Raw genomic sequence first — 25861 nt, forward strand, 5'->3', positions numbered from 1 at the left:
AGCTTTAACCTTGGAAGGTTATGATGATATCCGAGGTGATCAAACAGTGAGTAATAACATTATTCAAACCGCTAACTTATGGAAAACATACCGGGACCGTGCGGCGGTCCGTGAACTTGATTTGCATATTAAAAAGGGAGACATTTACGGCTTCCTTGGTCCCAACGGCGCTGGTAAAACAACAACCATTCGTATGCTTCTTGGCTTAATCAAGCCAACCAAAGGTGTCATCCGTGTATTCGACAAGGATATCCGCAAAGATCGCATGGACATTCTGCGACGTGTAGGGTCATTGGTTGAATATCCTTCATACTATGGACACCTGAACGCCGTGGAGAATCTGGAAACCTTGCGTCGGATATTGAATGTCCCCAAATCGAGGATTGCCGAAGTTCTTTCCATTGTGGATCTGACCCGGGATGCCAAACGTTCCGTAAAAGGTTATTCGCTTGGAATGAAACAGCGTCTGGGGATTGCAAGTGCCCTGCTGGGCGAGCCGGAGCTGCTAATTTTGGACGAGCCGACGAACGGCCTTGATCCGGCGGGCATTCAGGAGATTAGGGAATTAATCAAACGCATGCCGCTGGAGCACGGCATTACCGTCCTGGTGTCCAGCCATTTGCTGAGTGAAGTGGAACAGATGGCGAGCCGGGTCGGCATTATCCGTGAGGGGAAAATGGTCCTTCAGGATACGATTGCCAATCTGCATAGCCAGACGGGCAGTTCCATTCGACTGACGGTTTCCGAGCCGGAAGAGGCGATGAAGCTGGCAAGAGAGCAGGGACAGTTCGGTCAACGTGAGGGAGCCGCTCTCACGTTCCCGTATATGGATAATAGCGCGATTGCATTGCTGGTTCGCCGATTGGTTGAGCAGGATCACGCAGTCTATCGTGTGGAAGAGCACCGTCAGTCTCTAGAAGACTTGTTCATGCGAGTCATCGGTGAGGGGGCAACGGTATGACGGGCCGTGCGTTATCGTCCGATTGGCTCAAAATTCGTGGCAAAGGCATCTGGTTCCTCGTTTTCTTGGCCCCCATCGGACTGACAGCGATGCAAGCTTTGAATTTCGGGCTTCGTTTGGACTATCTGAAAGAACAGTATGGGGGCCATCTGTGGGAGAGTTTGCTGGATAATGTGGTTGTTTTTGTACCACTTGCCTTGATGCTGGGGGCGACGATTCTCAGCTCAATGATCGCAAATGTGGAACATGAGCAGGGATCATGGAAGCAATTGCTGGCGATGCCGATCTCAAGACCTGCGGTATACCTGGCCAAGTTCCTGCTCGCTTGTATGCTGCTCATCATCTCATGCTTGTTATTATCAGCGGGAATTATTGGTCTGGGTCTGGTGCTTGGATTCAACGCGGGTGAGATTCCATGGATACATGCAATTAAACTGGGTTTACTGCCACTGGCTGGCGCGCTTCCGGTGTTATCGCTGGAGCTATGGCTGACAATGGTAAACAAAAATCAGGCTCTTCCCGTCACGCTTGGCATTGTCCTCGCGGTAATGGGCATGTTCGCACTAAGTATCTCACCGTACTTTCCGCTTGCATGGGCACAGATGGCTTGGGCCAGCCCAACACCATTCGTGTATGTCGGTTTGGGCGTAGGTTCGGGTCTCTTGATCATGCTGCTGGGGATGCTGCACTTTAGCCGGAAGGATGTGGCCTGAGATGAATTTTGCAACGACTTATCTTCGAATCCTGTCCTCTGAGCGGCTCAAAATGGGCAAATCACCTGTCTGGCTTCTGATTCTGCTTAGTCCATTGATCGCACTGCTTATCGGGCTGCTGTCCACACCATCAGGTCAATGGAGTGTACTTATGGGTTCAATGGTCTTTCTTCACGGTTTGTTATTGCTGCCCATTCTGACTGGTGTATTCACCTCTTTCGTCTGTCGTTTCGAGCATGCGGGGGGAGGCTGGAAACAAATGCTGGTGCTGCCGCTTACCCGTACAGGCGTATATGCAGGTAAACTGACCATCGTGATTTTGCTTCTGGCAGGCACACAATTGCTGCTGTTGGGGTCCATCCTGCTGGCGGGTACGATCCAGGGTATGACCGGTCCTATCCCTTGGGGGTTCCTTACAGGTAAGCTGCTGCTGGGACTGTTTGCTTGTGTGCCGCTCGCTGCTCTCCAAATGTTCGTTTCCTTGATATGGAGCAGCTTTGCCGCACCGCTGGCATTGAATTTTGCGTTGACCGTACCGAACATTCTGATCGTGAACTCGGCTACATTTGGCCCGTATTACCCTTGGGCGCAACCGATGATTCTAATGACACCGATCGAAGGTGGAGGATTCGGAGCGTACAATGTTCCGCTTGGGACCATGCTGGCGGTTGTCGGGGGCAGTGCAATTCTCTTCATTTTGATTGGCGTTTTATATTTTAGAAAAAAAGAAATTTAATTACCGGATCTCACAATTCGTTGTGTAATAAATTCCTTTTAAGCAAACATAGACCTCGGTTATTGACGGACTATGTCGCTTAAAGGGGATTTTTTTGTCGTTTTTACATGGTTATGGTGAAGAGATTTTAAGCAAATTTGAACTGGAATCTGGTAAAATAAAAAAAGCTGTTTCTAGGAAGGCTTACATGGTTATTCGAGGGTAGGCCCATTTCGCAGATAATTATATTTTTTGGTTGTTAGATGAAGATATAGGCTAAGAAAAGAGGGGTAAGCCTTGGATATTAATAAAACGGAAACCCTGAAGCGCATTATTTCTGAGGGAAGTTCTTACCAATCATTGTTTTTTAATCACCCGGATGCCATATATGTGATGGACATCCATGGAAACTATATTGATGCCAATCCCTCGATTGAGAGGATTTCAGGGTATACATTTGAAGAACTCCGTCGGTTGAATCGAGATGTGATCTGTCCTCCAGAGAGCGAGGAGTTACGAGGAAAATACATTAGTGAGGTACTGGCTGGACATTCAGTCAGTAATTCAATCACGTTTTATCATAGAGACGGTTCTCTGAAACAGGCCGAGATTACCTATGTTCCCATAACGGAGAAAGATGAGATTGTGGGGATATACGGTATTGCCAGGGATGTAACTGAGATCGTAGAAGTGGAACGTAAATTGCATGAAACGCAGGAGAAATATCAGATGTTGGCGGACCATGCTCAGGATCTGATTACCACGAGTTCAATGGACGGCAAGCTGCTCTATGTTTCTCCTTCCGTCTATCCGTTGCTCGGATATCGCCCGGAAGAGGTGACAGGAAAGTCCCTGAAGGATTACTGTTATCCTGGGGATTATCCTGAACTTTTGGAAATGTCATCGAGTGGGAATGGCTGCAAGATGCGAGTGCTTCATAAGAAGGGTCACTACATCTGGATGGAAACGCTGGCGAAGCCTGTGGCTGGAGAAGAGGGCAAAAATACTCAGATTGTAAGCATCAGCCGGGATATTACCCAGCACAAAAATGCAGAAAGACGTCTTAGAGAGAGTCGTCAACGGTACAAATCTCTCTTCGAACATAATCCGGCAGCGGTATATTCGCTCAATCTCGAAGGTAAATATACGGCAGTGAACCGAAATCTGGTCAAAATGCTGGATGTGCCTCGAAGCAAATTGATCGGGCAGTCCTTTCTTACGCATCTGGATAAAAGTGAAGTACACAGCGGGCAGGCATACTTCGAACTGGTGAAGCAGGGTAAACCTCAACATTATGAAACTCGGATCGTGAATTCCAGTGGCAGGAAGGTTGATGTATCTATCATTAATGTTCCCATCATTGTGGATCAGGAACTTGTGGGTGTGTATGGGATCTTGTCTGATATTACGGAGCGTAAGGATTATACGGAGCAGATTCAGGAGCTTAGCAAACAGCATGCCCTGATTCTTAACTCGGTTACAGAGGGCATCTATGGATTGGACGCAGATGGCATCACCCGATTTATGAATCCGGCTGCTGCTTCCATGTTTGGCTATGAAGCGGAAGAGTTTGTCGGCAAAAATTCGCATCCCATCATTCATCATTCACGTGCAGATGGCAGCTATTTCCCAAAAAATGAATGTCCTATTCATATGACGGTGATGGACGGGCAGCGGCGCACGGTGAAGGAGGATGTGTTCTGGCGCAAAGATGGAACCAGCTTTCTGGTGGAGTACCAGGTTACACCGATTATCGATGAGGGTCAGATTCGTGGTGCCGTTATCGTGTTCAATGATGTGACTGGTGATCGCGAAATTGTGCGTGCCAAGGAAACCGCTGAACTCGCGGCACAGGCCAAGTCGGAATTCCTGTCCATGGTCAGTCATGAAATTCGTACACCGATGAATGGAATCGTGGGGATGACTGAATTGCTGATCGGGACCGATTTGTCAGAGGAACAGCGAGAATACGCCGAGATCATCCGTGAGAGCGGCGATGCACTATTAAATATTCTGAATGACATCCTTGATTTCAGTAAATTGGAGTCCGGTAAAATGGCTTTGGCCTACGAACCGTTCTCGCTGCGCATCATGCTGGAACAGGTTGCGGAACTTTTCTCCCCAAAAGCGGAAGAGAAGCAGCTGAAGATCCGATATCGACTTAATCCCGATATTCCTGAGTTTATGGTGGGAGATGCGATGCGTATTCGGCAAATTCTCGTCAATCTGGTGAGTAATGCCTTGAAGTTTACGGATCAGGGCAGCATTGATGTCACGGTGGATATTATTCGCGGCAGTCGACCGGAAGCGAGTGTGCTGGACTTTGCGGTGAAGGATACGGGGATCGGTATTCCAGAAGATAAGCTGGATCAGTTGTTCCAGTCGTTCTCTCAACTGCATCCTGTAATTAACCGCAAATATGGCGGGACAGGTCTTGGATTGGTCATCTCGAAGCGACTTGTGGAGATTATGGGGGGTAGTATCAGTGTGGAGAGTGAAGATGGGAAGGGATCAACCTTCCGCTTCGCAGTGCCAGCCACAAGTGTAGATGCGACTGCAGAGGCAGAGCAATCTGCACGTCAATTCAACCATGATCGCACACGCCAGGGGGATAAGGTGGCGATGCGTATTCTGGTTGCCGAGGATCACCCGGTAAACCGGAAGATTTTATCAGAGTATCTGGAGAAGCTTGGTTACCAGGCAGATGTATGCACCAATGGGGTTGAAGCGATCGAGGCTATTTCACAAAATGCCTATGATATTGTTCTTATGGATCTTCAGATGCCTGTTATGGATGGGCTGAAAGCGACAGACCTTGTACACCGATTAATTCCGCAGGAGCGAATTCCGGCTATTATAGCGGTAACCGGAAATGCCAAACGTGAAGACAAGGAAGCTTGTTTGGAGATTGGGATGCGCGACTTCATCAGCAAACCAATCATGCTGAGTGAATTAAAACGGGTATTACAGCAATGGGGACCAACAGATGAACCTCAGCTTGCACCGAGCTGAAGACTCGTACTCCCAAGGTGTATTAAAATAAACAAACATAAAAACGCCAATGACGCTTCTGTATCAGGAGGTTATTGGCGTTTTTGTGTTTCTGGTTATTTTGTTATGGGCCATCCTTGAATGAACTGGTCAAACCAAGGTAAGACGGTTGATATTACCCGACAGTACCTCACAGGAACGCTCGAATTTCTCACGTTCAGATGCATCCAGATTCAATTCGATAATCTCCTGAATTCCATTCCCGCCAATAATGGCTGGAACACCTGCACAGACGTTGCTCTGTCCATACTCGCCATCGAGGATCGCGGAGACAGCAATGATCTTGTGTTCATCGTTGAGAATCGAACGGGTAATATGTGCGAGTGCGTTACCGATTCCGAATTGAGTGGAACCTTTACGGGTGAAAATTTCCCAACCGGCATCTTTCGTCTTGCGGGCGATATCTTCCAGGTCCAGATGTTTGAAACGTTCCTTGTGCTGCTCCATAATGTGCATAATCGGTTTGCCTCCGATGGTGACATGCGACCATGCCACGAATTGAGATTCCCCATGCTCCCCGAGAGCATATCCGTGCACGCTGCGTGGATCGATGGAGAAGACTTCGGACAACAGTGTTTTGAGCCGGGAGGAATCAATAGACGTACCTGTACCGATGACTCGTTCACGCGGAAGACCGGACAGCTTCCATACCATATAAGTTACTATGTCAACCGGATTGGCCGCGACGACAAAAATCCCCCGGAATCCACTATTCATGATAGGAACAACGATATCTTTGGCAATGGACTCCGCTTCCTCCAGAATATCCAGACGAGTCTGCCCCGGCTTCGGATTCGCTCCGGCAGTCAGGACAATGACGTCCATGCTGCCGCAATCTGCATAAGTGCCAGCGTATACCTTCGTGCGGTTATGTGTGAAGTCCATGCAATGGGAAAAATCCAGCGCCTGTGCAACCGCGCGGTCATACGTCCGGTCAACCATCATAATCTCTCTGCATATCGATTGATTAATCATCGAATACGCACAACTTGAACCGACAAGTCCCGCCCCGATCACCGCTACTTTACCTGATTTGCCTAACACTGCCGTTCAGCCCCCATTTACATTTGATTTATCCGTTCACAATGAGACTTATGTTAAGTATAGTCCTTTATTTTATGCGAATAACTGCTTCTACGTTACATAAGATAACACATGGAAAAGCTGTGCAGCAATGATTTCCTCTGTCGCGGGAGCGTATTGGAGTAATGGGGTTAACAAAATTGACATGTATAATTCATATTCATAAAAAGTGACGGCGTTTGCACCAATCAATTTCGACATGACAGCATTCATGCTCCTTGTCGGATGAAGGGTTATTTTTACGAATGAGGCAGCTGACAAAAGTTCTTATGAATCCGCAGAAACAGAAGAAAAGCGTCAAAGGGATCTGCAACGAGACTGACGAATACATACGGACAAGCAAATGAAAAATGCGTACTTGATCCATGAGACAGGTTGACCCGATCCGATGACAGTTCCAGAAGGGAACGCTGAAGCCACTACCTTGTATCAAAAAGACTTCATTCCGGGAGGGAATAATAATGATTGAAGAAGCAGGAGCAACGACGGAAACGGCCAAGAGCCTGGGCATTGGTGCCAGTACTCTTCGTAAATATGCGGCGGCGCTTGAGGAACATGGGTATCGATTCGAGCGTTCCGCCAACAAATCCAGGTTGTTCAAGTCGGACGATATCGAGTGCATCGAACGTCTGATGACAGAACTTAGGGAACATAACCTGCCACTTGCAGATGCTGTGGTGACTGTACTGACTCCGGATGTGCCTGTGATGGCAGTGGAGGATGTTTCGAAGATGGAGGTTGCCGCAACAGGGATGCCCACAGTATTCCCTGAGGGACCTGAGCCAACTGGAGCCTTGAGATCTTATGAAGGTCTGGGACAACTGGTGAGTGAAGTGACATATGGTGCTGTTGGACAGCAGGATGATCAGGTCCAGCTGCTGCAGCATCGGGTGGACGAACTGGAGTTAACGCTGCAGCATCTGGCGGATACCCATCTTGCTCTTCAGGAGCAGATGGAGAAGCAGCGCCTGTGGATGAATGAGAAGCTCGAAGAGGAGCGGGACCGTGAACTGGTCACCAATCTGCGCAGCTTCCAGGGCAGAAAACGCAAACCCAAAGGAGCGTCGCTCCGAATGTTGTTCGGGCTGCTGCCCAAAAAGCATAAAGAAGCTTGAGGGTCTGGTCCATGCTCGTCGTGATTTTACACAGGCAGCTTGATATAATGAGCCCATACAACAACAAGACTGGCTGCTGATCTGTTCTGCTTAAACGGAGAACAGGAGATCAGATGGCTGGCGTGGGAGGACCTGTGGAGCTGCGACGAAGCTGGCAAAAACTGCTTGGCCTATGGACTGATCGCCCCCGGCGGAAAGGTACGAAGATCGCCGGGCGTTATACGATATATGACCTGCTCGGCATGGGGAGTTATGGACTGACATACCTGTGTACCGATGAACAGACTGGCCAGGATGTGGCTTTAAAAGAATCCAAACCCAGCAAGGGTAAACTCGCTGTACGGTTGCTGGACAGGGAGGCGGATGTGATGAATCGGATGGAACATCCGGCCATCCCACAGTTGCTGGATGTGTTCACATACCGGGCGCGCAGTTACATTGTTACTGAGTATATCTTAGGGGAGACACTGGAACAGTGCATATTCGATCAAGGCCGCAAATATACGGAACAGGAATGTCTGGAGCTGGTAAGGCAATTACTGGCTCCCATTATGCATGTTCATGAGCAGGGATTTATCCATGGGGATGTGCGTATTCCGAATGTCATTTTACGTGACGGACAGACGCATTTAATTGATTTTGGCCTGGCACGGCGCATGGGGGAGCCGTTGTTGCCTGAGCTGAAACGCCGGATGCGTGAATTACCCGAGCCTGAAGATGAACTGGCTGCTCCGGACCAGGATTTGCAGGATCTCGGTCATTTTCTTTTGTTCATGCTGTATTCCGCTTACGAGCCAGAAAAGGGTCGCAAACCGGCCAGCTGGCAGGAAGAGCTCAAGCTCACGCCGGGAGTTCGCGATATGCTGGAACGACTGCTTGGACTTCGTCCAGGCTATGAAGGCGATGCGCTGGAATTACAGGCGGATATTGACCGTGTACTGATGAAATTGCGATGAAGAAATAAATAAAGGGTGTTTTGCTAACCGTGAGGACGGTTGGCAGAACACCCCTTTTAATACATATACGATGATTTAGCGCCAGTCTACCTGATACGAACCATTCTGTTTTGAAATTGTAATACCCGTTTAGCTGGAGCTGTACTTTCTGCTTTTATAATAACCGGAGCCGTGGCGGCTATCCCGGTGCTTTGCATCCGAAGATGAATATCGTCTGTAGTTGCGTTTGCCAGAGGAACTGCTGTAACGTTTATATGAACGTCGATCTGATGAGCTGCGCCTACGGTGAGATGAAGATTTAGAATCCAGAAGTTTGCCTATAATCTTTTTGAACATGAACGTTCATCCTTTCGACTTCAGCCGTTTTAAGCATATACGGGGCTTCGATTGGACAGGTTTCGGATTTTTTTAAGTAGGATTGTATTCATTGGACAGGGGCTGGGCGTATAATAGGATGCTCGACGATTACACGGAATTTTTTATTTTGAGCAATTCGCGTTACAATAGAAGACAGGATGAGATTTTAACGGACAGGAGTAGTTGTAATGATTACGTTGAAGACCAAAGAACAAATCGAACTTATGAAGAAGGCCGGAGAAATTCTTGCCGCATGCCATAGAGAAATCGCAGGAATGATCCGTCCAGGGATCACGACACAGGAAATTGATCAGTTTGCAGAAGCTTTTATGAAGAAAAATGGCGCTACACCGGAACAAAAGGGGTATAACGGGTACCAATATGCGACATGTGCGTCGGTTAATGATGTGATCTGTCATGGATTTCCGGGAAAATATGTACTCCAAGATGGAGATATCGTTACGATTGATATGGTCGTGAATCTGAATGGCTGGCTGGCCGATTCCGCATGGTCGTATGCGGTGGGTCAGGTGACTCCAGAAGCACAACACTTGTTGGACGTCACCAAAACATCGCTCTACAAAGGGATTGAAATGGCTGTGATCGGCAACCGGATCGGTGATATCTCCAATGCGATTCAGACGTATGCGGAAGGTGAAGGCCTATCAGTTGTCCGTGAATTTATCGGTCATGGAATCGGCGAGAAGATGCATGAGGAACCACAAGTGCCTCACTACGGCCCACCACACCGTGGTCCACGTCTCAAGGAAGGTATGGTTATTACGATTGAGCCGATGCTGAACATTGGTACGTATCGCAGCAAGCTGGACTCGGATGGTTGGACAGCACGTACTCAGGATGGAAGTCTGTCTGCCCAATATGAGCATACGATTGCCATTACAGCAGATGGTCCTGTCATTCTGACTGCGCAATAATGGCCCCAGATGTCTCCAATGTGATGATATTTGCATATTTCAAGGCGGCCCACGTTTGTGATCCGCCTGTTTCGGTTTAAACTATTTAGAGGCGATACACATAGAGCCAGTGGTGAAGGATATCAGCTGACAGAGGGTTAACCCCTGTCCACTGGCAAGAAGGAGGTCATTTTGGTGTCTGAAAATAAACAGATCGTACTTGCGTCTCGTCCCGAAGGTGCCCCATCCAGAGAAGACTTTAAATTCATTGATGCACCGCTTCCTGAACCGGAAGCAGGACAAGTCCTGGTACGTACGCTATATTTGTCTGTAGACCCATACATGCGGGGCCGCATGAAAGATACAAAATCCTATGCTCCCCCCTATGCGTTGAATGAAGTGATCAAGGGCGGAACGATTGGGCAGGTGGTGGAGTCTTCGGAACCCAATCTGCGCAAAGGGGATTTAGTATCCGGCATGTGGGGCTGGCAGCAGTATGCAGCCGTAAATACGGGAGACATTTCCCTGATCGATACAGAAGAGGCTCCGATTACGGCTTACCTGGGTGCACTTGGCATGACTGGTTTGACCGCTTATTTTGGCATGGAAGATATCGGTAAGCCGAAGGACGGCGAAACGGTGGTCGTATCGGGAGCAGCCGGAGCGGTAGGCATGATTGCGGGTCAGATCGCCAAGATTGTAGGAGCACGTGTAATCGGGATTGCAGGTTCTGACGAAAAATGTGCTTATTTGAAAGAACAACTGGGATTCGACGTGGTGTTGAACTATAAGCACGAAGAGGATATGTCTGCTGCTATTGAACGGGCTTGCCCGGCTGGCGTAGACGTTTATTTCGACAATGTTGGCGGTGAAATCTCCGATGCGGTACTGCGCCATATTAATCGGAATGCACGTATACCGCTCTGTGGACAGATTTCGTCATATAATCTGGAGAAGCCGGACATCGGCTTGCGCCCGCAGACGTTACTGTTAACCAATACAGCGTTGATGAAAGGCTTCCTGGTGGGTGACTATGCCAAATCCTTTAAGGAAGGCCGGGCCAAATTGGCAAAATGGATCAAGGAAGGTCATATTCAGTTTGAAGAAAACATTGTGGAAGGTTTTGACCAGACGCCGGAAGCATTTATGGGCCTCTTCTCTGGAGATAACCTGGGCAAACAGCTAGTAAAGGTTGCGGACCCTGAATAGATATAGACCCTTGAACATATGCCAGAACAGGAAAAGACACGTTCCGCACGGTGAAGTGCACAGAACGTGTCTTTTTAGTTGTTAGAATGTTGCGATGATGCTAGGATTCCGCAGCAACAACTTCCTTATAGTGCTTGTACATGTATACCCGCCAGCGTACGATCATACCGAAGGCCAGAAGGAAGAACAAGCCACCCGTTTGAGGAATGCTCACATAACGCTGAATGACTTCATGCAGGATTAGACGTATAGCCAGCAATCCAAGCAGAATGAACGCGAAGCTTCGTGAACGTGTGGCAAAAATTTCATCGTTAACTCGTTCAAAGCGAGTACTGCGAATGAGGGGATACGAGAATATAAACCAGCCCACCAACAGCGCAATGAGTGCCCATAGAAGCGGGACATGTGTCTGGGGTACAACAAACATGAGAAAACCCGTGCTCATTCCCAGCGGGGGAATAAGTATTTTGCGAATGGTTACCGGACGATGGCTAGCTTTCATTCGAATAAAAATGGCAAGCAGGGCCATGACGAGCATACCCACAGTTGCACCGATCTGAAGGTAAAACGGACTGATTTGAGCCACGTAGAACTCCCTCTTTCTGGAATAATATGTTATCCGGACATCCGGAACATGATGCGAATTACCGGAATTTTCTGTTTCTATTATATCACAAACGAAGAAAGCCGATAGAATGCTTAGTGTATCATTTACCCGGATTGTATATAGAGGGTTCATTTGAAAAATTTGTATTATTGTACCCAATGTGAAGCCGTTTATTCGAATAAGGGGAAATCAGGAAATGAACGAACATGTAGGGTCATAAAAATCGACGGTGACTAGACAGATAACCAAGTGGGTCATATAGAGCTTGTCAGGCGACTGCACAAACATATGAAACAGATGAAAGAGCGTGGACGTATTATATACATTCCCGATTCAATCTATGGGTGGATGGGCTACAGGAGGAAGGACAGTAAGAACGGAAAGGAGTAATATGCTGATCATAGGAATACCTTGGAACAGAGCAAGGAGGAATACGCTTCATGAATAGAAATCACAGGCCACTCACGGTATGGACATTGGCTTCTCTGACTGTGGTATCAGTGGTCCTGGTTATCCCCTGGATTATGTGGCAATCACAGGCACCAACACCGCTTAACATCATGATTGTCGACAAAAGTAAACCGGACTTGTCCTATGTGGGACATAAAGGACTGGTATGGATTTTGAATCAGCAGAAGATTGTTCAGCAGACAGGGGAACATTATAATTATGAAGAAGATTACTACGGGTATGATATACAGAATGGGATCTCCCGTATTGAGCGGAAATTGCCGGATGAGGTGACCGACACGGACCTGATCTATCTGACGGCGAATCATCATCTTTCATCTACAGAAACGAATGAACGTATACAAGACAAAGCCTATGAAGGTCTTACGATATATGATGCGCACAAAATTCGTGAAGCTGCGACCAAAGGCGTAACGATTGTCGCTGAGTTTAGCGCCTTGTCGAATGCTGTTTCGGACATGACAAGAGAGCAATTGTATCCGATTCTGGGCATGAAAAGCAGCGGATGGCAAGGGAGATCGGTATCGGATCTGCAGAGCCTGGATGAAGTGCCTCAGCAGTTAAGAATGAACTACGAGCTTAGGGAGAAAAGGCAGTGGCCTTATCATGGAGCAGGCATTGTACTGGTTCACAACGATGGACGGGTGATTGTACTGAAGCAAGGCCGGGATGTAAAGACCGGTGACATAAAATTCGTCTTCACACAGGAAGGTGGGGAATGGAGTGGAATTACCCGAGACATCCATTACAGCGAATGGTTCGACATCATTGTGCCTGAACAACAGGCTACGGTTCTGGCCTGGTATAAGACGGATCTAACGGAGAATGGACAGCAGAAACTGATGGACGCAGGTATTCCGGGGGGATTTGCTGCTCTTACCCGGTATGAGGGCCATAATCGGACGTATTATATGGCGGGATCCTTCGGAGAGCTGGAACATTATTCGTTCTGGCGCCGTATCAAGGGATGGGATGTGGTGAAAACGAAGCTTACTCCGGATCAAAAGAGCGTTCCGGATCGGTTTTACTGGAAAGTATACGTACCCGTGATGAAGAAGATTTTGCAGGAAGTCCAGACAGGGCAAGCACCCTGGCAATAGAAAAACCGTTCTTTCGGTAGCGAACGGTAGGATACATAAAGAGGGCTGCAGATGATCTGCAGCCCTCTTCCATTGGGTATCGAGACCATCAGGCTTTATGAAGGTGTCGCAACCCATCCAGGAAAGCAGTCACGGTCAGCTGCAGGCTCTCATCCGGGTCAAAGTTCATGCCGAAGCCTCCTTTTTCACCGATGGAGGCGAAGCCGTGGCAAAGACTGCGTAAACCGCGAACGGCATGGAGCGCTTCCGCCTCACTTAGCGAATAGGGCTGCAGCAGGCGGAGCAGCAGATCCAGGGCAGCTGTACTCTCGACTACGAGCTGCGGTTCCTGACGGTCCGGGGCATGGAAGAAGGCTTCATACAGCCCTGGATGCTTGTGGACGAAGCCGATATATGCAGCAGCGACCTCCTGAATGGCTTCGTCGCCCGAACGGCCGGCCGAAGCCTCAGTTAATGTACGCCTGAGCTGCTGTGCGGACAGTAACGCCAATTCCTGGCGAAGCCCGGGAAGACCGTTGATGTGGTTGTAGAGCGACGGAGAGCGCACATCCAGCCGCTGGGCCAGAGCGGCCAGTGTTAGCGAATGGAATCCGTCGCTGTCGGCAAGCTGGGTGGCGGCGCTTAACAGAGCGCCGCGATCCAGCCCTTGACGGGGGCTCACAGATGCCCCCCGGCAGGGCGCAGCCGCTGCTCTGCGTCTGCCGTAGCTGCGCGCATGGCCGCGGCGGGCTGATGCAGCATTCGTCCGTGCCCTACTGCGAGCACGGACGGTTCCAGCTCAGCCAGGCGCTTGGCGCTGGCAAGAGCAAGTTCACGGTTCCACGTCGCCAGCGATGAGCACGCGGCTGCGCGTATCCATGAAGGCCATATGGCCCGGCGTATGGCCTGGGGTGGCAATGGCGACCAGGGATCCGATTCGGTCGCCATCATCGAGCAAGCGGTCCGGGCGGGTGCGGATCGCTTTGGGGACACTGCCGCGTACCGGGGTCTGCGGCTCGTCGGGAAGCAGGGAAGCGTCTCCGGCCAGCAGCGGGGCATCTCTTCTGGAGATGCAGACCTCGGCTTTAGGCAGCGCATCCTTAAGACCATCCAGTGCTCCAACATGATCGCCATGGGCATGAGTCAGAATGATTCTGGTAATCGGTTTGCCTAGCGATTGTGCTGTAGTCAGAATCCCCTTCAGACTGAATGGCATTCCGGCATCAATAAGAGTAAACCCATCATCTTCTTCAACAAGATATACGTTCACAGGGAAGAGGCGTGGGAGGAATGAAACTTGGACAACAGCATGCTCACGTGTAATTCGCATCATTAAATCCTCCTTAAAACTAATGTTGTTAGTAATATAACTAATGTAATTAGTTTTTGCAATACCCTATGTGAATATGCTTAAAAAATAGGATATTTTAAAATCTCAAAACACTTTACAAAAAAAGCGTTTTCAAAATAAGGATAACCGATTATAATAATCTCGTAAGCCCTTTCATATGTCTATCTTATTGGAGCCTTTCGCGAAGCGAGGGGCTCACTTTTTTTGTTCTTTTCCCTTAAACAACGTATAGAACTCAGCCGTTTTGCTTAGCCTGTGAAGGGCCTATATATACTGATATGACAGGGGATAACAGGATTTTCAACCACCGGGTGGAGAGTGTTGACAAACATAACTGTTATTCCTATAATAACAGTTATACTTACCTTGGATTGAATTTTCATCGGTGAACGTTATGCCGGGAAGGGAGTAAGTAATGAACAGTGAATTTACCATTGCTGTGCACTGTCTGGTCTTTCTGTCCATGAAGGATGAGTGTATGGCCAATAGTGAAGACTTGTCTCAAAGTGTGGGTACGCATCCAGCCAGAGTACGCAAGGTGCTTAGTGTGCTGCGGAAGCATGGATATCTGACCACTAAGGAAGGTGCCCATGGTGGATATCTGCTCAGCCGTCCGAGTGAAGAAATCAAGCTTGGGGAACTGTACAGACTGGTAGCAGGTGGATCGCTTGGTCCCAGCTGGTGTTCGGGAGAATCCGGTTCAACGTGCGTTGTTTCTTCCAATATGCAGGATGTGATGGGAAGTATCTACGATGGAGGCGAAGAAGCATTAAGCGCTTATTTTGACCGTATATCCATTGAGGATGTGAAGCATCGTATCGGTAATGGGGAAGAATGTTCCTTGGCTATGGAACCCTTGTCCATGAAGGAAAGATCCTGACAGATTGAATCGTTAACCGTTCTTCATGATCTGGCCTTGGACTGCTGCTGTCAGGCATGGTGGACAGGCTATATAAGGGCGTTTGCTCCGGTTGTAAGATCCGTTGATGTTTCAGGCGATTCCGGGCATAACGTGAACACAGATGGAAGCGATCGTCTGCGCTGATGTTATTTTCGGAAGGTGAGTACTCGGTAGAGTTTGGCCTTGCGAACGTAAAAAAATAAAAAAGAACTTGGGGAGTGGAACGCATGTCCAGCATTGAAAACAATGAAACACTTCGCGTGATTAACGAACGTCACGCTGTCAAAAAGTACGAAAGTGGTTTTGTTATGCCTGAAGCAGATCTGAACGCTATCCTGACAGCCGCTTCCGAAGCACCGTCTTCATGGAACCTGCAGCACTGGAAATTCCTCGTGATTGAATCCGAAGCAGACAAAGCCAAGTTGCTGCCAATCGCTTACGGCCAAAGTCAAATCACAGACAGCTCCGTTACGATTGCTGTACTCGGAGATCTGGAAGCAAACCGCAACGCCGTGATTTATGATCAGGCTGTTGAAGCAGGTGCGATCCCGGCTGAAGTTCGTGACGCATTGGTTGGACAGATCAATGGTGCTTACCAAAATCCGCAAATCGCCCGTGATGAAGCAATCCGCAATGCATCTTTTGCTTCACAGAACATTATGCTTGCTGCACGTTCCCTGGGATATGATACTTGCCCAATGGGTGGTTACAACCCGCAACAATTGATCGAAACATTCAACATCCCTGCGCGTTATTTGCCAACGTTGTTGATCACTGTAGGTAAAGCTGCAGTTCCAGCTCGTCCGGCAGGTCGTTTCCCGCTGTCTGAAGTTGTTGTTAAAGGTTCTTTCTAAGACTGATTTTGGATCAGTTATCGCTATAGATATCAATAGATATAACATAAATAGCCGCATGTCCCTTCTAGAGGGAACATGCGGCTATTTGGTATTTAAAATAAAGATGGGGCATTATTTCTCTGGTGTTTCCGGGATTTTCGGTGCATTGAAATCTTCCAAATACTCAATTGCGTTATACATCATAACCGCAGCTTCAGCGCGGGTAATCGTATCCTTCGGATTGAAGTTGCCCTCGGCATCGAGCGTGTTAATCTTCAAGACAAGGGAGCGTTGAACAGCGCCTTGAAATTCTGGCGTAAGCTCTTTTTCATCCGTGATATTTACAGGTTTGATGTTAATCATCGGCAGGCCGCCTTTGGCTTCAATGCCCTGCATCAAGAAAAGGGTGTACTGTTCACGGGTCAGCGCCTTGGAAGGATCGATATCGTTGGACATCTTAATACCATTGAACTGGGCACGGACAAAAGCATCGCTGTACCATACGCCATCTTTTACGTTGGAGAAGTAGTCACTTGGCAGGGGTTGTTTGACAAAACGAATCGTGTCCAAATTCAGATTCAGACCATCTGCAATGAGCTGAATACCCTGAGCCGTGTTTAGTTCCTGTTCCGGTTTGAACAAGCTATCACTCACGCCTTTGATTAAGCCATCCTGATGCAGGGATTCAATCTTGTCTGCCCCTGCAATACCTTGAATATCAGTGAATTCCGCTTGAGCGGCGTGAATTGGACCAGCGCTCAGAGAAAGGGTAAGTAAAGCTCCGGCTGTTAATGCAGCCAATATATTTTTTTTCATGTCAGGTTCGCCTCACTTTTCCAGGGAATATCCCTTTGTTTATAAGCTATTTGTCCCTATAGACGACCTTATTCCTCAAAAGGTTGCTGCAATTTTCCATTGGTTTTCAATATGAAATTCCGTTGGATTAGGTACAATGTGGTTGGACTATTGTAAGCCCTCTTGCTTTGTATTATGTTGAGGGAGGATAACCGCTGAAGCAAAAGACAGTGAATTGGGTAAGTACATAACAGTGGAATCAACTATTCGGGTTAATACTTCTTATCATTGCTTGTAATTACGGAGTAAGGTCAATCATTTGAATCAATAAGGAGAGAATGAGACGATGGAACCGACAGCAACGAATGAAGCTTTTTTCTATACAGGTACTTATGCATCAGCAGATCAACCGGGGATTTTTCTCTGTGCGTTGAACAAGGATACAGGCGAGTTGCGGATTGTAAGTCATATGGATGGGGTGGATAATCCATCCTATCTGGCTTTATCTTCGGATGGGGATTGTCTCTACGCGGTAAGTGAGACAGATGAGGGAGAGGTGCTGGTCTATCGCAGGGATGCCGCAACGGGTGAGCTGCACCTGATGGATCGCAAGTTGACGAAGGGCGCTTCGCCTTGTTATGTGTCTGTCAGTGAGGACGGCAAGTGGGTGCTGACTTCGAACTACAGCAGCGGCAGTGTGAACGTATTTCCGGTAGGAGATCAAGGCACGCTTGAAGAGATGAGTGCTTTGATTGAGCATACGGGAAGAGGGCAGAACGATGACCGTCAGGAAGGGCCGCACGCTCACTCCATTCAACCGGACCCTTCGGGTCAGTACGCCGTTGTCTGTGATCTGGGTCTGGATCAGATTATTGTGTATCGTCAAGAAGAAGGCCGCTTAGTAACGCATCGTGAGACGAATCAGCCTCCAGGCTCTGGACCGAGACATCTCGTCTTCCACCCAAACTCGCAATGGGCCTATGTGATTAATGAATTGAGTAACACCGTTACGGCATTCATGTATGATCAGCGTCGAGGTGAGTTCACTACGTTGCAGCATATCACCACACTGCCTGAAGGACATTCTGGAGAAGGTACGGCAGCGGACATCCGTGTCTCCCCGTGTGGTCGCTTCCTGTATGCTTCCAACCGCGGGGACGACAGTATTGTGCTGTATCACATTGACCAGGAATCCGGTGAGCTGGAGGCGATAGAGTGGACTTCCACTATCGGTCAGACTCCGCGTAACTTCAACCTGCTTCCCGGTGGTATTCTGCTGGTGGCCAATCAGGACAGCAACAACCTTGTTGCTTTTCAGATCAATGGTGAAGATGGACGTCTGACACACAACGGATTCAAGTTGGAGATACCCCGCCCAGTGTGTATTACTCCGGTAGTATAAAGTGAGATGACACAACATTCTTTGTTACGTTCAGATTCCGAAAGATCGAGCGTGCGAGAAAAGAAGCATTCCAGTCGAAAGATTCATCTTTCGGCTTTTTTCCTTTTTTTCATATATGAAATTACTAAGCTAGACCTATAGATGGAATTATATGTTTATTTTAAAATGATTGTATTAAAGCGCTTATATATAAGATGGCGCTACCAAGGGCATCGGGCTTACCAATTCGATTGGGGAGGCAATGGCTTTATGGGAAAACGATCGTTATGGAAGCGTACATTGCGGACCGCGGGGGTATCCCTGCTGAGTTCTGCGTTACTGGTTACTTCGCTCGGTCTTGGAAACACGCCAGTCACTCATGCTGCGGGTGCCCGTCAGATGGAGTTTCTGGACCGCGGTGTGGTTGCAGTGAAGACAGGTACAGGTGTGTTTGTCAGTTGGCGGCTTCTGGGTACGGAAGGATCGAATGTATCGTTTAATGTCTATCGGGATGGAACCAAGGTAAACGCATCGCCCATAACGAACAGCACCAACCTCCAGGATACAAGTGGGACAAGCAGTTCCAAATATACAGTTCGAGCCGTAGTCAGTGGAACCGAGCAGGCTGCTTCGGCGGCAGCGAGCGTATGGGGCAATAATTATTTGTCTGTACCTCTCAGTGTACCCACAGGAGGCACAACACCGGATGGTGTAGCTTACACGTACAGTGCCAATGATGCGAGTGCAGGCGATGTGGACGGGGACGGCGAGTATGAACTGATCGTGAAGTGGGACCCGTCCAACTCCAAGGATAATTCCCAAAGCGGCTATACGGGTGAAGTATTTATCGATGCGTACAAATTAAATGGAACACGCCTGTGGCGTATCAGTCTGGGTAAAAATATCCGTGCGGGTGCCCATTACACCCAGTTCATGGTGTACGATCTGGATGGAGACGGCAAGGCCGAAGTGGCGATGAAAACGGCTGATGGTACCAAGGATGGTACGGGTGTAGTCATCGGGGATGCCAGCAAGGATTATCGTAATTCTAGCGGATACGTTCTGTCCGGACCGGAGTTCCTTACGATCTTTAATGGACAGACCGGCAAAGCACTTTCCACGGTGAACTACGAACCGGCGCGCGGCAATGTGTCCGATTGGGGAGACAACTACGGCAATCGGGTCGATCGATTCCTTGCAGCCATTGCGTATTTGGATGGGGAGCGGCCAAGTCTGGTCATGGCGCGTGGATACTATACCCGAACCGTGCTGGTGGCGTACAACTGGCGGGATGGGCAATTGACGAAACAATGGACTTTTGATTCCAATACATCAGGTAATTCCGGTTATGGTGGACAAGGTAATCATAATTTGAGTGTGGCAGACGTGGACGGTGATGGCAAAGATGAGATCGTATATGGCGCGATGGCGGTGGATGATAACGGCAAAGGACTCTACACGACAGGACTTCATCATGGGGATGCGATGCATCTCAGTGATCTGGACCCGGATCGTGCAGGACTTGAAGTATTCCAGGTGCATGAGACACCGTCCAATGCCGGAGTGGAATTCCGCGATGCGCGTACAGGTCAGTTGATCTGGGGCGTACCTACGACCAAAGATATTGGGCGCGGCATGGCAGCCGATATCGATCCACGTTATAAGGGTGCCGAAGTGTGGGCGGATGGTGGTTTGTATACAGCCAAAGGACAGAAAATTGGGACAACCCTGCCTTCCTCCACGAATTTTGGCATCTGGTGGGACGGTGACCTGCTCCGTGAACTGCTGGACAGCAACCGGATTGATAAATGGGACTACGCCAATAGCAAAACGGTTAATCTGTTGACCGCATCCGGTGTTTCTTCCAATAATGGAACGAAATCCACACCGAATCTGCAGGCTGACCTGTTTGGCGACTGGAGAGAAGAAGTGGTATGGCGGACCAATGACAGCTCTGCACTGCGCATCTACACGACAACAGCCGTTACGGACAAACGGATCTACACCCTGATGCATGATCCGGTATACCGTCTTGGTGTAGCTTGGCAAAATGTAGCCTATAACCAACCGCCACATACTGGCTTTTATTTAGGAGATGGCATGAGTACACCTCCCGTACCGAATATCCGGTACGCTGGCAAATAAGAGGGAAAGGGCATGAACTCATGCCAATCCCAGGGCTGATGTTACAGCGTATAAAGCTTACCGCTGACAAGGGAACAACGGTCTTTGGTCCGTTGTTCTTTTTTTTCTGCCATTTCCACAGATATTCGGTAGAAATCGGAAAAAAACGTTTGACAGTCATGTGTACTGCCCTTATGATACGTATATAACTCACTAAACAGGTAGGAATAATAAAAATGACTAAGCCCTATTTTCGGGAGCAGTCATTTACAGTCACATGAGAGATCGTAACGTGAACAGAATAACGTTCTCACCGTATAGACGGAGGAACACCGCAGCGCATCATTTCTGGATGAAGCATACACGGCCTTTGGGCCGGCATGACTTTATGAGGGAGAAGTGCGCGGGGGTTCCTCCGTTTTTTGTTTTTTTTTCGGTGCGTTCCATGCTGTTCAGCCTGCCTGAGGTAATCTTGCAGATCCATTCGGGGGGAGTGTTAGCTATGAAAAAGAGAATTCATAAGGGTATTTTGGTTGGTCTGGCATTGGTGTTAACAGGGGTACTGGCGGCATGCGGATCGGAAAGTGGTGGCACGAATGCGACAGCAACATCGGGAGGAACGGAAGGCGGCAAAGAAGGGGCAAAAGCGATCGAGCTGCTGAATGTATCCTATGATCCGACACGTGAACTCTATGAGCAATATAACAAGGCGTTTGCGGCGTATTGGCTAAAAGAGAAAGGTCAGGAAGTAACGGTTAAGCAATCTCATGGCGGTTCAGGTAAACAGAGTCGTTCTGTCATAGATGGGCTGGATGCGGATGTGGTTACGCTGGCATTGGGATACGATATCGATGCTATTGAAGACAAAGGTCTGATCAATGCGGGGTGGCAGGACAAATACGAGCACAACAGCTCCCCGTATACTTCAACGATCGTGTTTTTGGTACGCAAAGGCAATCCGAAAGGCATTAAGGACTGGGATGATCTCATCAAGGGAGATACCCAGGTCATTACCCCGAATCCGAAAACGTCCGGTGGAGCACGCTGGAACTATCTGGCGGCATGGGGATATGCGCTCAAACATAACAACAATGATGAAGAGAAGGCCAAAGCATTTGTTGCAGAACTGTTCAAACATGCGCCTGTCCTTGACTCTGGAGCACGTGGGGCGACGACTACGTTTGTAGAGCGCGGTATTGGTGATGTACTGCTTGCATGGGAGAATGAGGCTTTCTTGTCAGTTAAAGAGCTGGGACCGGACAAATTCGACATTGTTGTGCCTTCGGTCAGTATTTTGGCTGAACCACCTGTAGCAATTGTAGATAAAAATGCAGACAAAAAAGGTAGCCGCGAAGTGGCTGACGCCTATCTGAAATATTTGTATAGCGAAGAGGGGCAAACCATTGCTGCTGAGAACTATTACCGTCCAACCCTGGACAGCGTGAAGGAAAAGTTCAAGGATCAGTTCCCGCAGCTTGAGCTGTTCACATTGAACGATGTATTCGGTACATGGCGCGATACCCAGGCCAAGCATTTTAATGATGGCGGTATCTTTGACCAGATTTATGTTCCGGGCAGCTAATGCTTCTGACGTCGATGATGTTGCTTGACCATGTAAGCGGCCAACCAGTCCGACCGACTGAAGGCAGAGAGGATGAACGTGCATGAGCAAGGTGATGGTGGCCCGGAGTCGCACACTGCCGGGATTCGGATTAACGATGGGTTACAGTGTGCTTTACCTGAGCCTGGTTGTACTTATTCCACTCGCAGCGCTCTTGTTTAACTCCACGGGGCTGACCTGGTCCACACTGATTGAGGTGGCGACGAATCCCCGGGTACTTGCTTCTTTCCAGGTGAGTTTTCTGACTGCAGGTGCAGCGGCGCTGATCGATCTGGTTCTCGGGTTACTCTTGGCTTGGGTACTTGTCCGGTATGAGTTCCCTGGAAAACGGCTGTTTGATGCCGTTATTGATCTGCCTTTTGCTTTGCCGACGGCAGTGGCCGGGGTTGCCTTAACGGCGCTGTATGCCGGAAATGGCTGGATTGGGCAGTTTGTGGAGCCTTTGGGCATCAAGCTGGCCTATTCACAGGCGGGCATTACGCTCGCGCTGATGTTTATCGGGATTCCGTTTGTGGTGCGTACGGTGCAGCCGGTTTTGCAGGAACTGGAGACTGAGGTGGAGGAAGCTGCCGCTACGCTGGGAGCGGGAAGATGGCGGATATTCCGGAAGATCCTGCTTCCGGATCTGATCCCGCCGCTGCTGACAGGTTTTGCGTTAGCCTTTGCCCGAGGCATTGGCGAATATGGCTCAGTGGTATTTATCTCAGGCAATATGCCGATGAAAACGGAGATTGCGCCCTTGCTGATCATGGCGAAGCTAGAGCAGTTCGATTATGCGGGAGCCACGGCGGTAGCCTTGCTGCTGCTGTTGGTCTCTTTTGTCCTGCTCTTGATCATTAATTCACTTCAACGCTGGAGCCGTAAGGCAGGCAGAGCCTAATGCATAAGCCCACCTATATAAGTTGAACTTAACATTTACACGATAACGGAGAGGACAGAAAAATCTGGAGAAGCGGAGCGTTTGCCTTTATCCCCGGATTTCCCCTTTTTAGGAGTGGTTCATAAAAAATCTGGGGATAACAGCAATCGGAAGATGTTCTGACCGCGCAGTGGTTTAGTGTAAAATCATTTGTTCAACTTATATAAACCAAAAGGAGGTACATAATATGGCGGGTTCCGTTCCATTGACGCCTGCATCCAGTGTGCGAACCGGGCCGGGGCCAAACCGTGCAACCACGGAAGCACCATGGGTCAAATGGTTGTTGATCGGATTGGCAAGTCTGGTGCTGCTCTGGCTGCTCATCTTGCCGCTGGTGATCGTGCTGATGGAAGCGTTAAAGCAAGGCTGGGGTGTCTACATCGCCGCGCTTACCGAGCCGGACGCGATGTCGGCATTGAAACTTACGCTGCTGGTTGCCGGGATCACCGTACCGCTCAATACGATATTCGGTGTGGCGGCTGCGTGGGTCATTACCAAGTTCCAGTTCAGGGGCAAAGGACTCATGATCACCCTGATCGATCTTCCTTTTTCGATCTCGCCTGTGGTAGGCGGATTGATCTTTGTCCTCGTCTTTGGTTCGAATGGATGGTTTGGACCGTGGCTGGCCGAGCATGATATCAAAATTATTTTTGCCCTGCCCGGCATTGTCATCGCAACGTTGTTCATTACGTTTCCCTTCGTCGCCAGAGAACTGATTCCGCTAATGGAAGATCAGGGCACGAGGGAAGAAGAAGCGGCGGTTACACTTGGGGCATCCGGGTGGCGGATTTTCTGGAATGTGACCCTGCCCAACATCAAGTGGGGACTGTTGTATGGCATTATTCTGTGTAATGCGCGGGCGATGGGCGAGTTTGGGGCCGTGTCTGTTGTATCGGGACATATTCGCGGGGAGACCAACACCTTGCCGCTGCATGTCGAGATCCTGTATAACGAATATCAATTCTCCGCTTCGTTTGCCGTCGCCTCCTTGTTGCTGATTTTGGCTCTGGCAACGTTGCTGCTCAAGAGCTGGTTGGGTCATAAAACGATTCCCGAAAAGTGATTTAACACTCCTGTATCCCTGCCAATCATCTTGGTTTTGAAGAGGGTTCCGAATGTAAATGGTTTTTGTTTAAAGTTCATGAAAATTCGGATTGACAGCTACTGGAAGCCCTGCTAATGTATAAACCAAGTATATGGGTTGGATAAGAATGAATTATAAGTCGGGTTGGATGACAGCGCACTTGAGGAATATAGCGGGCAGTAGCCCGAGAAGAGGAGGCGGCTCTATGGCTAAGCCGTTAAAAGTGGATGAGGTATGGATGGATCGAATTGCCGGACAACTGAATGACATGGAGTTTGGCTCGTTACACATCGTTGTACACGAAGGCCAGATTGTGCAGATGGAGCGGACCGAACGCAAGCGTTTTGAAAATACGCCCTCCGGCAGCGCCTCCAAATCCGGCAGCACTGCACGAAGCAGCTCACCCCGTTCATTGCGCTCATCGAATGCAAGCGCGAAGGGATAGGGTTTATGTAATTCAGGATCGAATTAGGCATAATGCAAAAATAGTAGAAATCAAAAAAAGAGAAGCCGATGATTTTGCCGGCTTCTCTTTTCTAGTTTTGAATGAACTGAGTCTGATGATGCCGGGTAAACCAAGTTAAAATAAAGGTTTATTTTTCGGAAATGGCTCCAGATGTGCGTGGTTTATAGAGGTTTAGCTCCACATCCAGGTTCTCATCCTCATGTGCTTCTGTACTGTGATTCAATTCCTTATCCGAATCGGTGTGTCCCGCGTAGGGGCGATCACTGCGAGAGGGCGCTCCTGTCAGGCTGAAGCCGGAGATGAACAGGATGAGTTGCAATCCTAATGCGTAGGGCGCAGCAGCAAGTCCGATCAGATGAAGCAGGGAGCACATGGCAATTAGGGTAAAGAGTGCTTTGGTTACTGTGCCCGATGAACCTTGTCTTGGGCTGGACCAGAGCAGATAACCATAGAATACCGTGATGATTAAGGAAACGAAGCGTATCCATGGCAAAGCGTTGGACCAGGAATGCCAGAAGGGATATAACAACCCTTGTTGACGAAACACAAAATCAGCGATCAGGTACAGTACAGCCACGACAGCGGCAGGCTCAGCAGCCGGACGAATGACATTCCAGATCGCCCTTCCCCAATGATCAGGATGTGCGTATCGATTCAATTCATCGGACAATGCTGCACTCTCTCGCTCCAGAGCCCTGTGCATCAATGCCAGTCGAGCGGGATCAACATCGATGATACAGCTGCGGATTTGATCCTGAAGCTGTGGAGACAGATGCACTGCGGCTCTGCAGGACAGCATAGCACTTAATAATTCATGATGCTCATGTTCCGTTAGATCAACATTCCGATGTTCTTTGGCTGTGAGTTGTCCCAATAGGGTTGTACTTATGTATAATGTATCTCGTATCTCTTGCATTCGCCTGTCACGGCTTCGTCTGACCTCAGTTGCAGACCATACGTAGAGTCCAAGCAGTACAGTGATCATTCCGAGTAGTACCGCCACGTAGCCCGGATATGAGAATAGAGCAAGCATCCAGCGTTGAAGCACAGTGGTTCCTCCTTTGCAAAAACTGTAGCGTAGCATGAAACACGGTTCACATAAGCTTTCTCTCACTATTACACAGGAATTGCGTGAATTCAAGCAGGAACAGT

At 48.9% G+C, this 25861-nt stretch carries 22 protein-coding genes and 1 pseudogene; 17 read left to right on the plus strand and 6 right to left on the minus strand.

Annotation, left to right across the window (positions count from 1 at the left end; all coding sequences use genetic code 11):
- Positions 1–46 precede the first annotated feature (46 nt).
- From BMY78_RS25565 to BMY78_RS25580, 4 genes are all read left to right on the plus strand, one after another.
- The gene (locus BMY78_RS25565; protein WP_090904351.1) at positions 47–961 is read left to right on the plus strand and encodes an ABC transporter ATP-binding protein; all 915 of its coding nucleotides are present in this window, start codon (positions 47–49) and stop codon (positions 959–961) included.
- Positions 958–1674: an ABC transporter permease gene (locus BMY78_RS25570; RefSeq protein ID WP_090904149.1), complete on the plus strand. Its 717-nt coding sequence runs from the start codon at positions 958–960 to the stop codon at positions 1672–1674. Before BMY78_RS25565 ends, BMY78_RS25570 begins: the two co-directional genes overlap by 4 nt.
- Before the next feature lies 1 nt (position 1675).
- Positions 1676–2410, plus strand: a complete 735-nt coding sequence (locus tag BMY78_RS25575) for an ABC transporter permease (RefSeq protein WP_090904150.1) — start codon at positions 1676–1678, stop codon at positions 2408–2410.
- Positions 2411–2686: 276 nt separating this feature from the next.
- Complete coding sequence (locus BMY78_RS25580) at positions 2687–5401, plus strand: PAS domain-containing hybrid sensor histidine kinase/response regulator (protein WP_090904151.1); 2715 nt, start codon at positions 2687–2689, stop codon at positions 5399–5401.
- Between the two features lie 129 nt (positions 5402–5530).
- Here BMY78_RS25580 and BMY78_RS25585 read toward each other — a convergent pair whose 3' ends face one another.
- On the minus strand, positions 5531–6484 hold the full coding sequence (locus tag BMY78_RS25585) for an L-lactate dehydrogenase (protein ID WP_090904152.1): 954 nt from the start codon (positions 6482–6484) through the stop codon (positions 5531–5533).
- Between the two features lie 500 nt (positions 6485–6984).
- On the opposite strand from BMY78_RS25585, the gene BMY78_RS25590 reads away from it, so the two are divergent.
- The 4 genes from BMY78_RS25590 to BMY78_RS25610 all read left to right on the plus strand — a co-directional run bounded on the left by BMY78_RS25590 (position 6985) and on the right by BMY78_RS25610 (position 11074).
- Positions 6985–7638: a hypothetical protein gene (locus BMY78_RS25590; RefSeq protein WP_090904153.1), complete on the plus strand. Its 654-nt coding sequence runs from the start codon at positions 6985–6987 to the stop codon at positions 7636–7638.
- 113 nt (positions 7639–7751) lie between these two features.
- Positions 7752–8594, plus strand: a complete 843-nt coding sequence (locus BMY78_RS25595) for a serine/threonine protein kinase (RefSeq protein ID WP_090904154.1) — start codon at positions 7752–7754, stop codon at positions 8592–8594.
- 545 nt (positions 8595–9139) lie between these two features.
- A complete protein-coding gene (gene map, locus BMY78_RS25605) occupies positions 9140–9886 on the plus strand; it encodes a type I methionyl aminopeptidase (protein ID WP_090904156.1) in 747 nt (248 codons plus the stop codon).
- Positions 9887–10060: 174 nt separating this feature from the next.
- Positions 10061–11074 (plus strand): NADP-dependent oxidoreductase, encoded by a 1014-nt coding sequence (locus BMY78_RS25610; protein WP_090904157.1) that lies wholly within the window; start codon positions 10061–10063, stop codon positions 11072–11074.
- Between the two features lie 100 nt (positions 11075–11174).
- On the opposite strand, the gene BMY78_RS25615 is transcribed toward BMY78_RS25610, so the two are convergent.
- The gene (locus tag BMY78_RS25615; protein WP_177185872.1) at positions 11175–11660 is read right to left on the minus strand and encodes a CcdC family protein; all 486 of its coding nucleotides are present in this window, start codon (positions 11658–11660) and stop codon (positions 11175–11177) included.
- A gap of 461 nt (positions 11661–12121) precedes the next feature.
- Between BMY78_RS25615 and BMY78_RS25620 the strand changes: the two genes are divergently transcribed.
- A complete protein-coding gene (locus tag BMY78_RS25620) occupies positions 12122–13252 on the plus strand; it encodes a hypothetical protein (protein WP_090904158.1) in 1131 nt (376 codons plus the stop codon).
- Between the two features lie 88 nt (positions 13253–13340).
- Here BMY78_RS25620 and BMY78_RS25625 read toward each other — a convergent pair whose 3' ends face one another.
- Positions 13341–13913 (minus strand): TetR/AcrR family transcriptional regulator, encoded by a 573-nt coding sequence (locus tag BMY78_RS25625; protein WP_090904159.1) that lies wholly within the window; start codon positions 13911–13913, stop codon positions 13341–13343.
- Positions 13910–14561, minus strand: a pseudogene (locus tag BMY78_RS25630) (MBL fold metallo-hydrolase). The gene BMY78_RS25625 and the pseudogene BMY78_RS25630 overlap by 4 nt, the downstream one beginning before the upstream one ends.
- Positions 14562–14997: 436 nt before the next feature.
- On the opposite strand from BMY78_RS25630, the gene BMY78_RS25635 reads away from it, so the two are divergent.
- Both BMY78_RS25635 and BMY78_RS25640 read left to right on the plus strand, forming a co-directional pair.
- Positions 14998–15462 (plus strand): Rrf2 family transcriptional regulator, encoded by a 465-nt coding sequence (locus BMY78_RS25635; protein ID WP_090904160.1) that lies wholly within the window; start codon positions 14998–15000, stop codon positions 15460–15462.
- Positions 15463–15710: 248 nt separating this feature from the next.
- Positions 15711–16337: a nitroreductase family protein gene (locus BMY78_RS25640; RefSeq protein WP_063566195.1), complete on the plus strand. Its 627-nt coding sequence runs from the start codon at positions 15711–15713 to the stop codon at positions 16335–16337.
- A gap of 114 nt (positions 16338–16451) precedes the next feature.
- On the opposite strand, the gene BMY78_RS25645 is transcribed toward BMY78_RS25640, so the two are convergent.
- Positions 16452–17135 (minus strand): S-layer homology domain-containing protein, encoded by a 684-nt coding sequence (locus BMY78_RS25645; protein ID WP_090904161.1) that lies wholly within the window; start codon positions 17133–17135, stop codon positions 16452–16454.
- Positions 17136–17460: 325 nt separating this feature from the next.
- Between BMY78_RS25645 and BMY78_RS25650 the strand changes: the two genes are divergently transcribed.
- The 6 genes from BMY78_RS25650 (at position 17461) to BMY78_RS25675 (ending at position 24688) form a co-directional block, all read left to right on the plus strand.
- Entirely contained in the window at positions 17461–18516 is a 1056-nt protein-coding gene (locus BMY78_RS25650; RefSeq protein ID WP_090904162.1) for a lactonase family protein, read from the plus strand.
- Between the two features lie 249 nt (positions 18517–18765).
- Positions 18766–20640, plus strand: coding sequence for a rhamnogalacturonan lyase (locus BMY78_RS25655; RefSeq protein ID WP_090904163.1), 1875 nt, complete (start codon positions 18766–18768; stop codon positions 20638–20640).
- A 481-nt stretch (positions 20641–21121) separates the two neighbouring features.
- Positions 21122–22201, plus strand: a complete 1080-nt coding sequence (locus BMY78_RS25660) for a sulfate ABC transporter substrate-binding protein (RefSeq protein ID WP_090904164.1) — start codon at positions 21122–21124, stop codon at positions 22199–22201.
- A gap of 82 nt (positions 22202–22283) precedes the next feature.
- Positions 22284–23120 (plus strand): sulfate ABC transporter permease subunit CysT, encoded by an 837-nt coding sequence (cysT, locus tag BMY78_RS25665; protein ID WP_063566191.1) that lies wholly within the window; start codon positions 22284–22286, stop codon positions 23118–23120.
- Between the two features lie 226 nt (positions 23121–23346).
- Positions 23347–24222: a sulfate ABC transporter permease subunit CysW gene (gene cysW, locus BMY78_RS25670; RefSeq protein ID WP_090904165.1), complete on the plus strand. Its 876-nt coding sequence runs from the start codon at positions 23347–23349 to the stop codon at positions 24220–24222.
- Positions 24223–24448: 226 nt separating this feature from the next.
- A complete protein-coding gene (locus BMY78_RS25675) occupies positions 24449–24688 on the plus strand; it encodes a YezD family protein (protein WP_062322628.1) in 240 nt (79 codons plus the stop codon).
- 148 nt (positions 24689–24836) lie between these two features.
- On the opposite strand, the gene BMY78_RS25680 is transcribed toward BMY78_RS25675, so the two are convergent.
- A complete protein-coding gene (locus BMY78_RS25680; protein WP_090904166.1) occupies positions 24837–25757 on the minus strand; it encodes a hypothetical protein in 921 nt (306 codons plus the stop codon).
- Positions 25758–25861 lie beyond the last annotated feature (104 nt).

Origin of the sequence: Paenibacillus sp. OK076 (assembly GCF_900110055.1) — a bacterium.
Classification (GTDB): domain Bacteria; phylum Bacillota; class Bacilli; order Paenibacillales; family Paenibacillaceae; genus Paenibacillus.

Bases quoted from the DNA above. Each gene is read 5' to 3' on its own strand.
- BMY78_RS25650 (WP_090904162.1), top strand. From the start codon at position 17,461: ATGGAACCGACAGCAACGAATGAAGCTTTTTTCTATACAGGTACTTAT.
- BMY78_RS25660 (WP_090904164.1), top strand. From the start codon at position 21,122: ATGAAAAAGAGAATTCATAAGGGTATTTTGGTTGGTCTGGCATTGGTG.
- BMY78_RS25675 (WP_062322628.1), top strand. From the start codon at position 24,449: ATGGCTAAGCCGTTAAAAGTGGATGAGGTATGGATGGATCGAATTGCC.
- BMY78_RS25620 (WP_090904158.1), top strand. From the start codon at position 12,122: ATGAATAGAAATCACAGGCCACTCACGGTATGGACATTGGCTTCTCTG.
- cysT (WP_063566191.1), top strand. From the start codon at position 22,284: ATGAGCAAGGTGATGGTGGCCCGGAGTCGCACACTGCCGGGATTCGGA.
- map (WP_090904156.1), top strand. From the start codon at position 9,140: ATGATTACGTTGAAGACCAAAGAACAAATCGAACTTATGAAGAAGGCC.
- BMY78_RS25570 (WP_090904149.1), top strand. From the start codon at position 958: ATGACGGGCCGTGCGTTATCGTCCGATTGGCTCAAAATTCGTGGCAAA.
- BMY78_RS25640 (WP_063566195.1), top strand. From the start codon at position 15,711: ATGTCCAGCATTGAAAACAATGAAACACTTCGCGTGATTAACGAACGT.
- BMY78_RS25595 (WP_090904154.1), top strand. From the start codon at position 7,752: ATGGCTGGCGTGGGAGGACCTGTGGAGCTGCGACGAAGCTGGCAAAAA.
- BMY78_RS25645 (WP_090904161.1), bottom strand. From the start codon at position 17,135: ATGAAAAAAAATATATTGGCTGCATTAACAGCCGGAGCTTTACTTACC.
- BMY78_RS25655 (WP_090904163.1), top strand. From the start codon at position 18,766: ATGGGAAAACGATCGTTATGGAAGCGTACATTGCGGACCGCGGGGGTA.
- BMY78_RS25590 (WP_090904153.1), top strand. From the start codon at position 6,985: ATGATTGAAGAAGCAGGAGCAACGACGGAAACGGCCAAGAGCCTGGGC.
- BMY78_RS25635 (WP_090904160.1), top strand. From the start codon at position 14,998: ATGAACAGTGAATTTACCATTGCTGTGCACTGTCTGGTCTTTCTGTCC.
- cysW (WP_090904165.1), top strand. From the start codon at position 23,347: ATGGCGGGTTCCGTTCCATTGACGCCTGCATCCAGTGTGCGAACCGGG.
- BMY78_RS25575 (WP_090904150.1), top strand. From the start codon at position 1,676: ATGAATTTTGCAACGACTTATCTTCGAATCCTGTCCTCTGAGCGGCTC.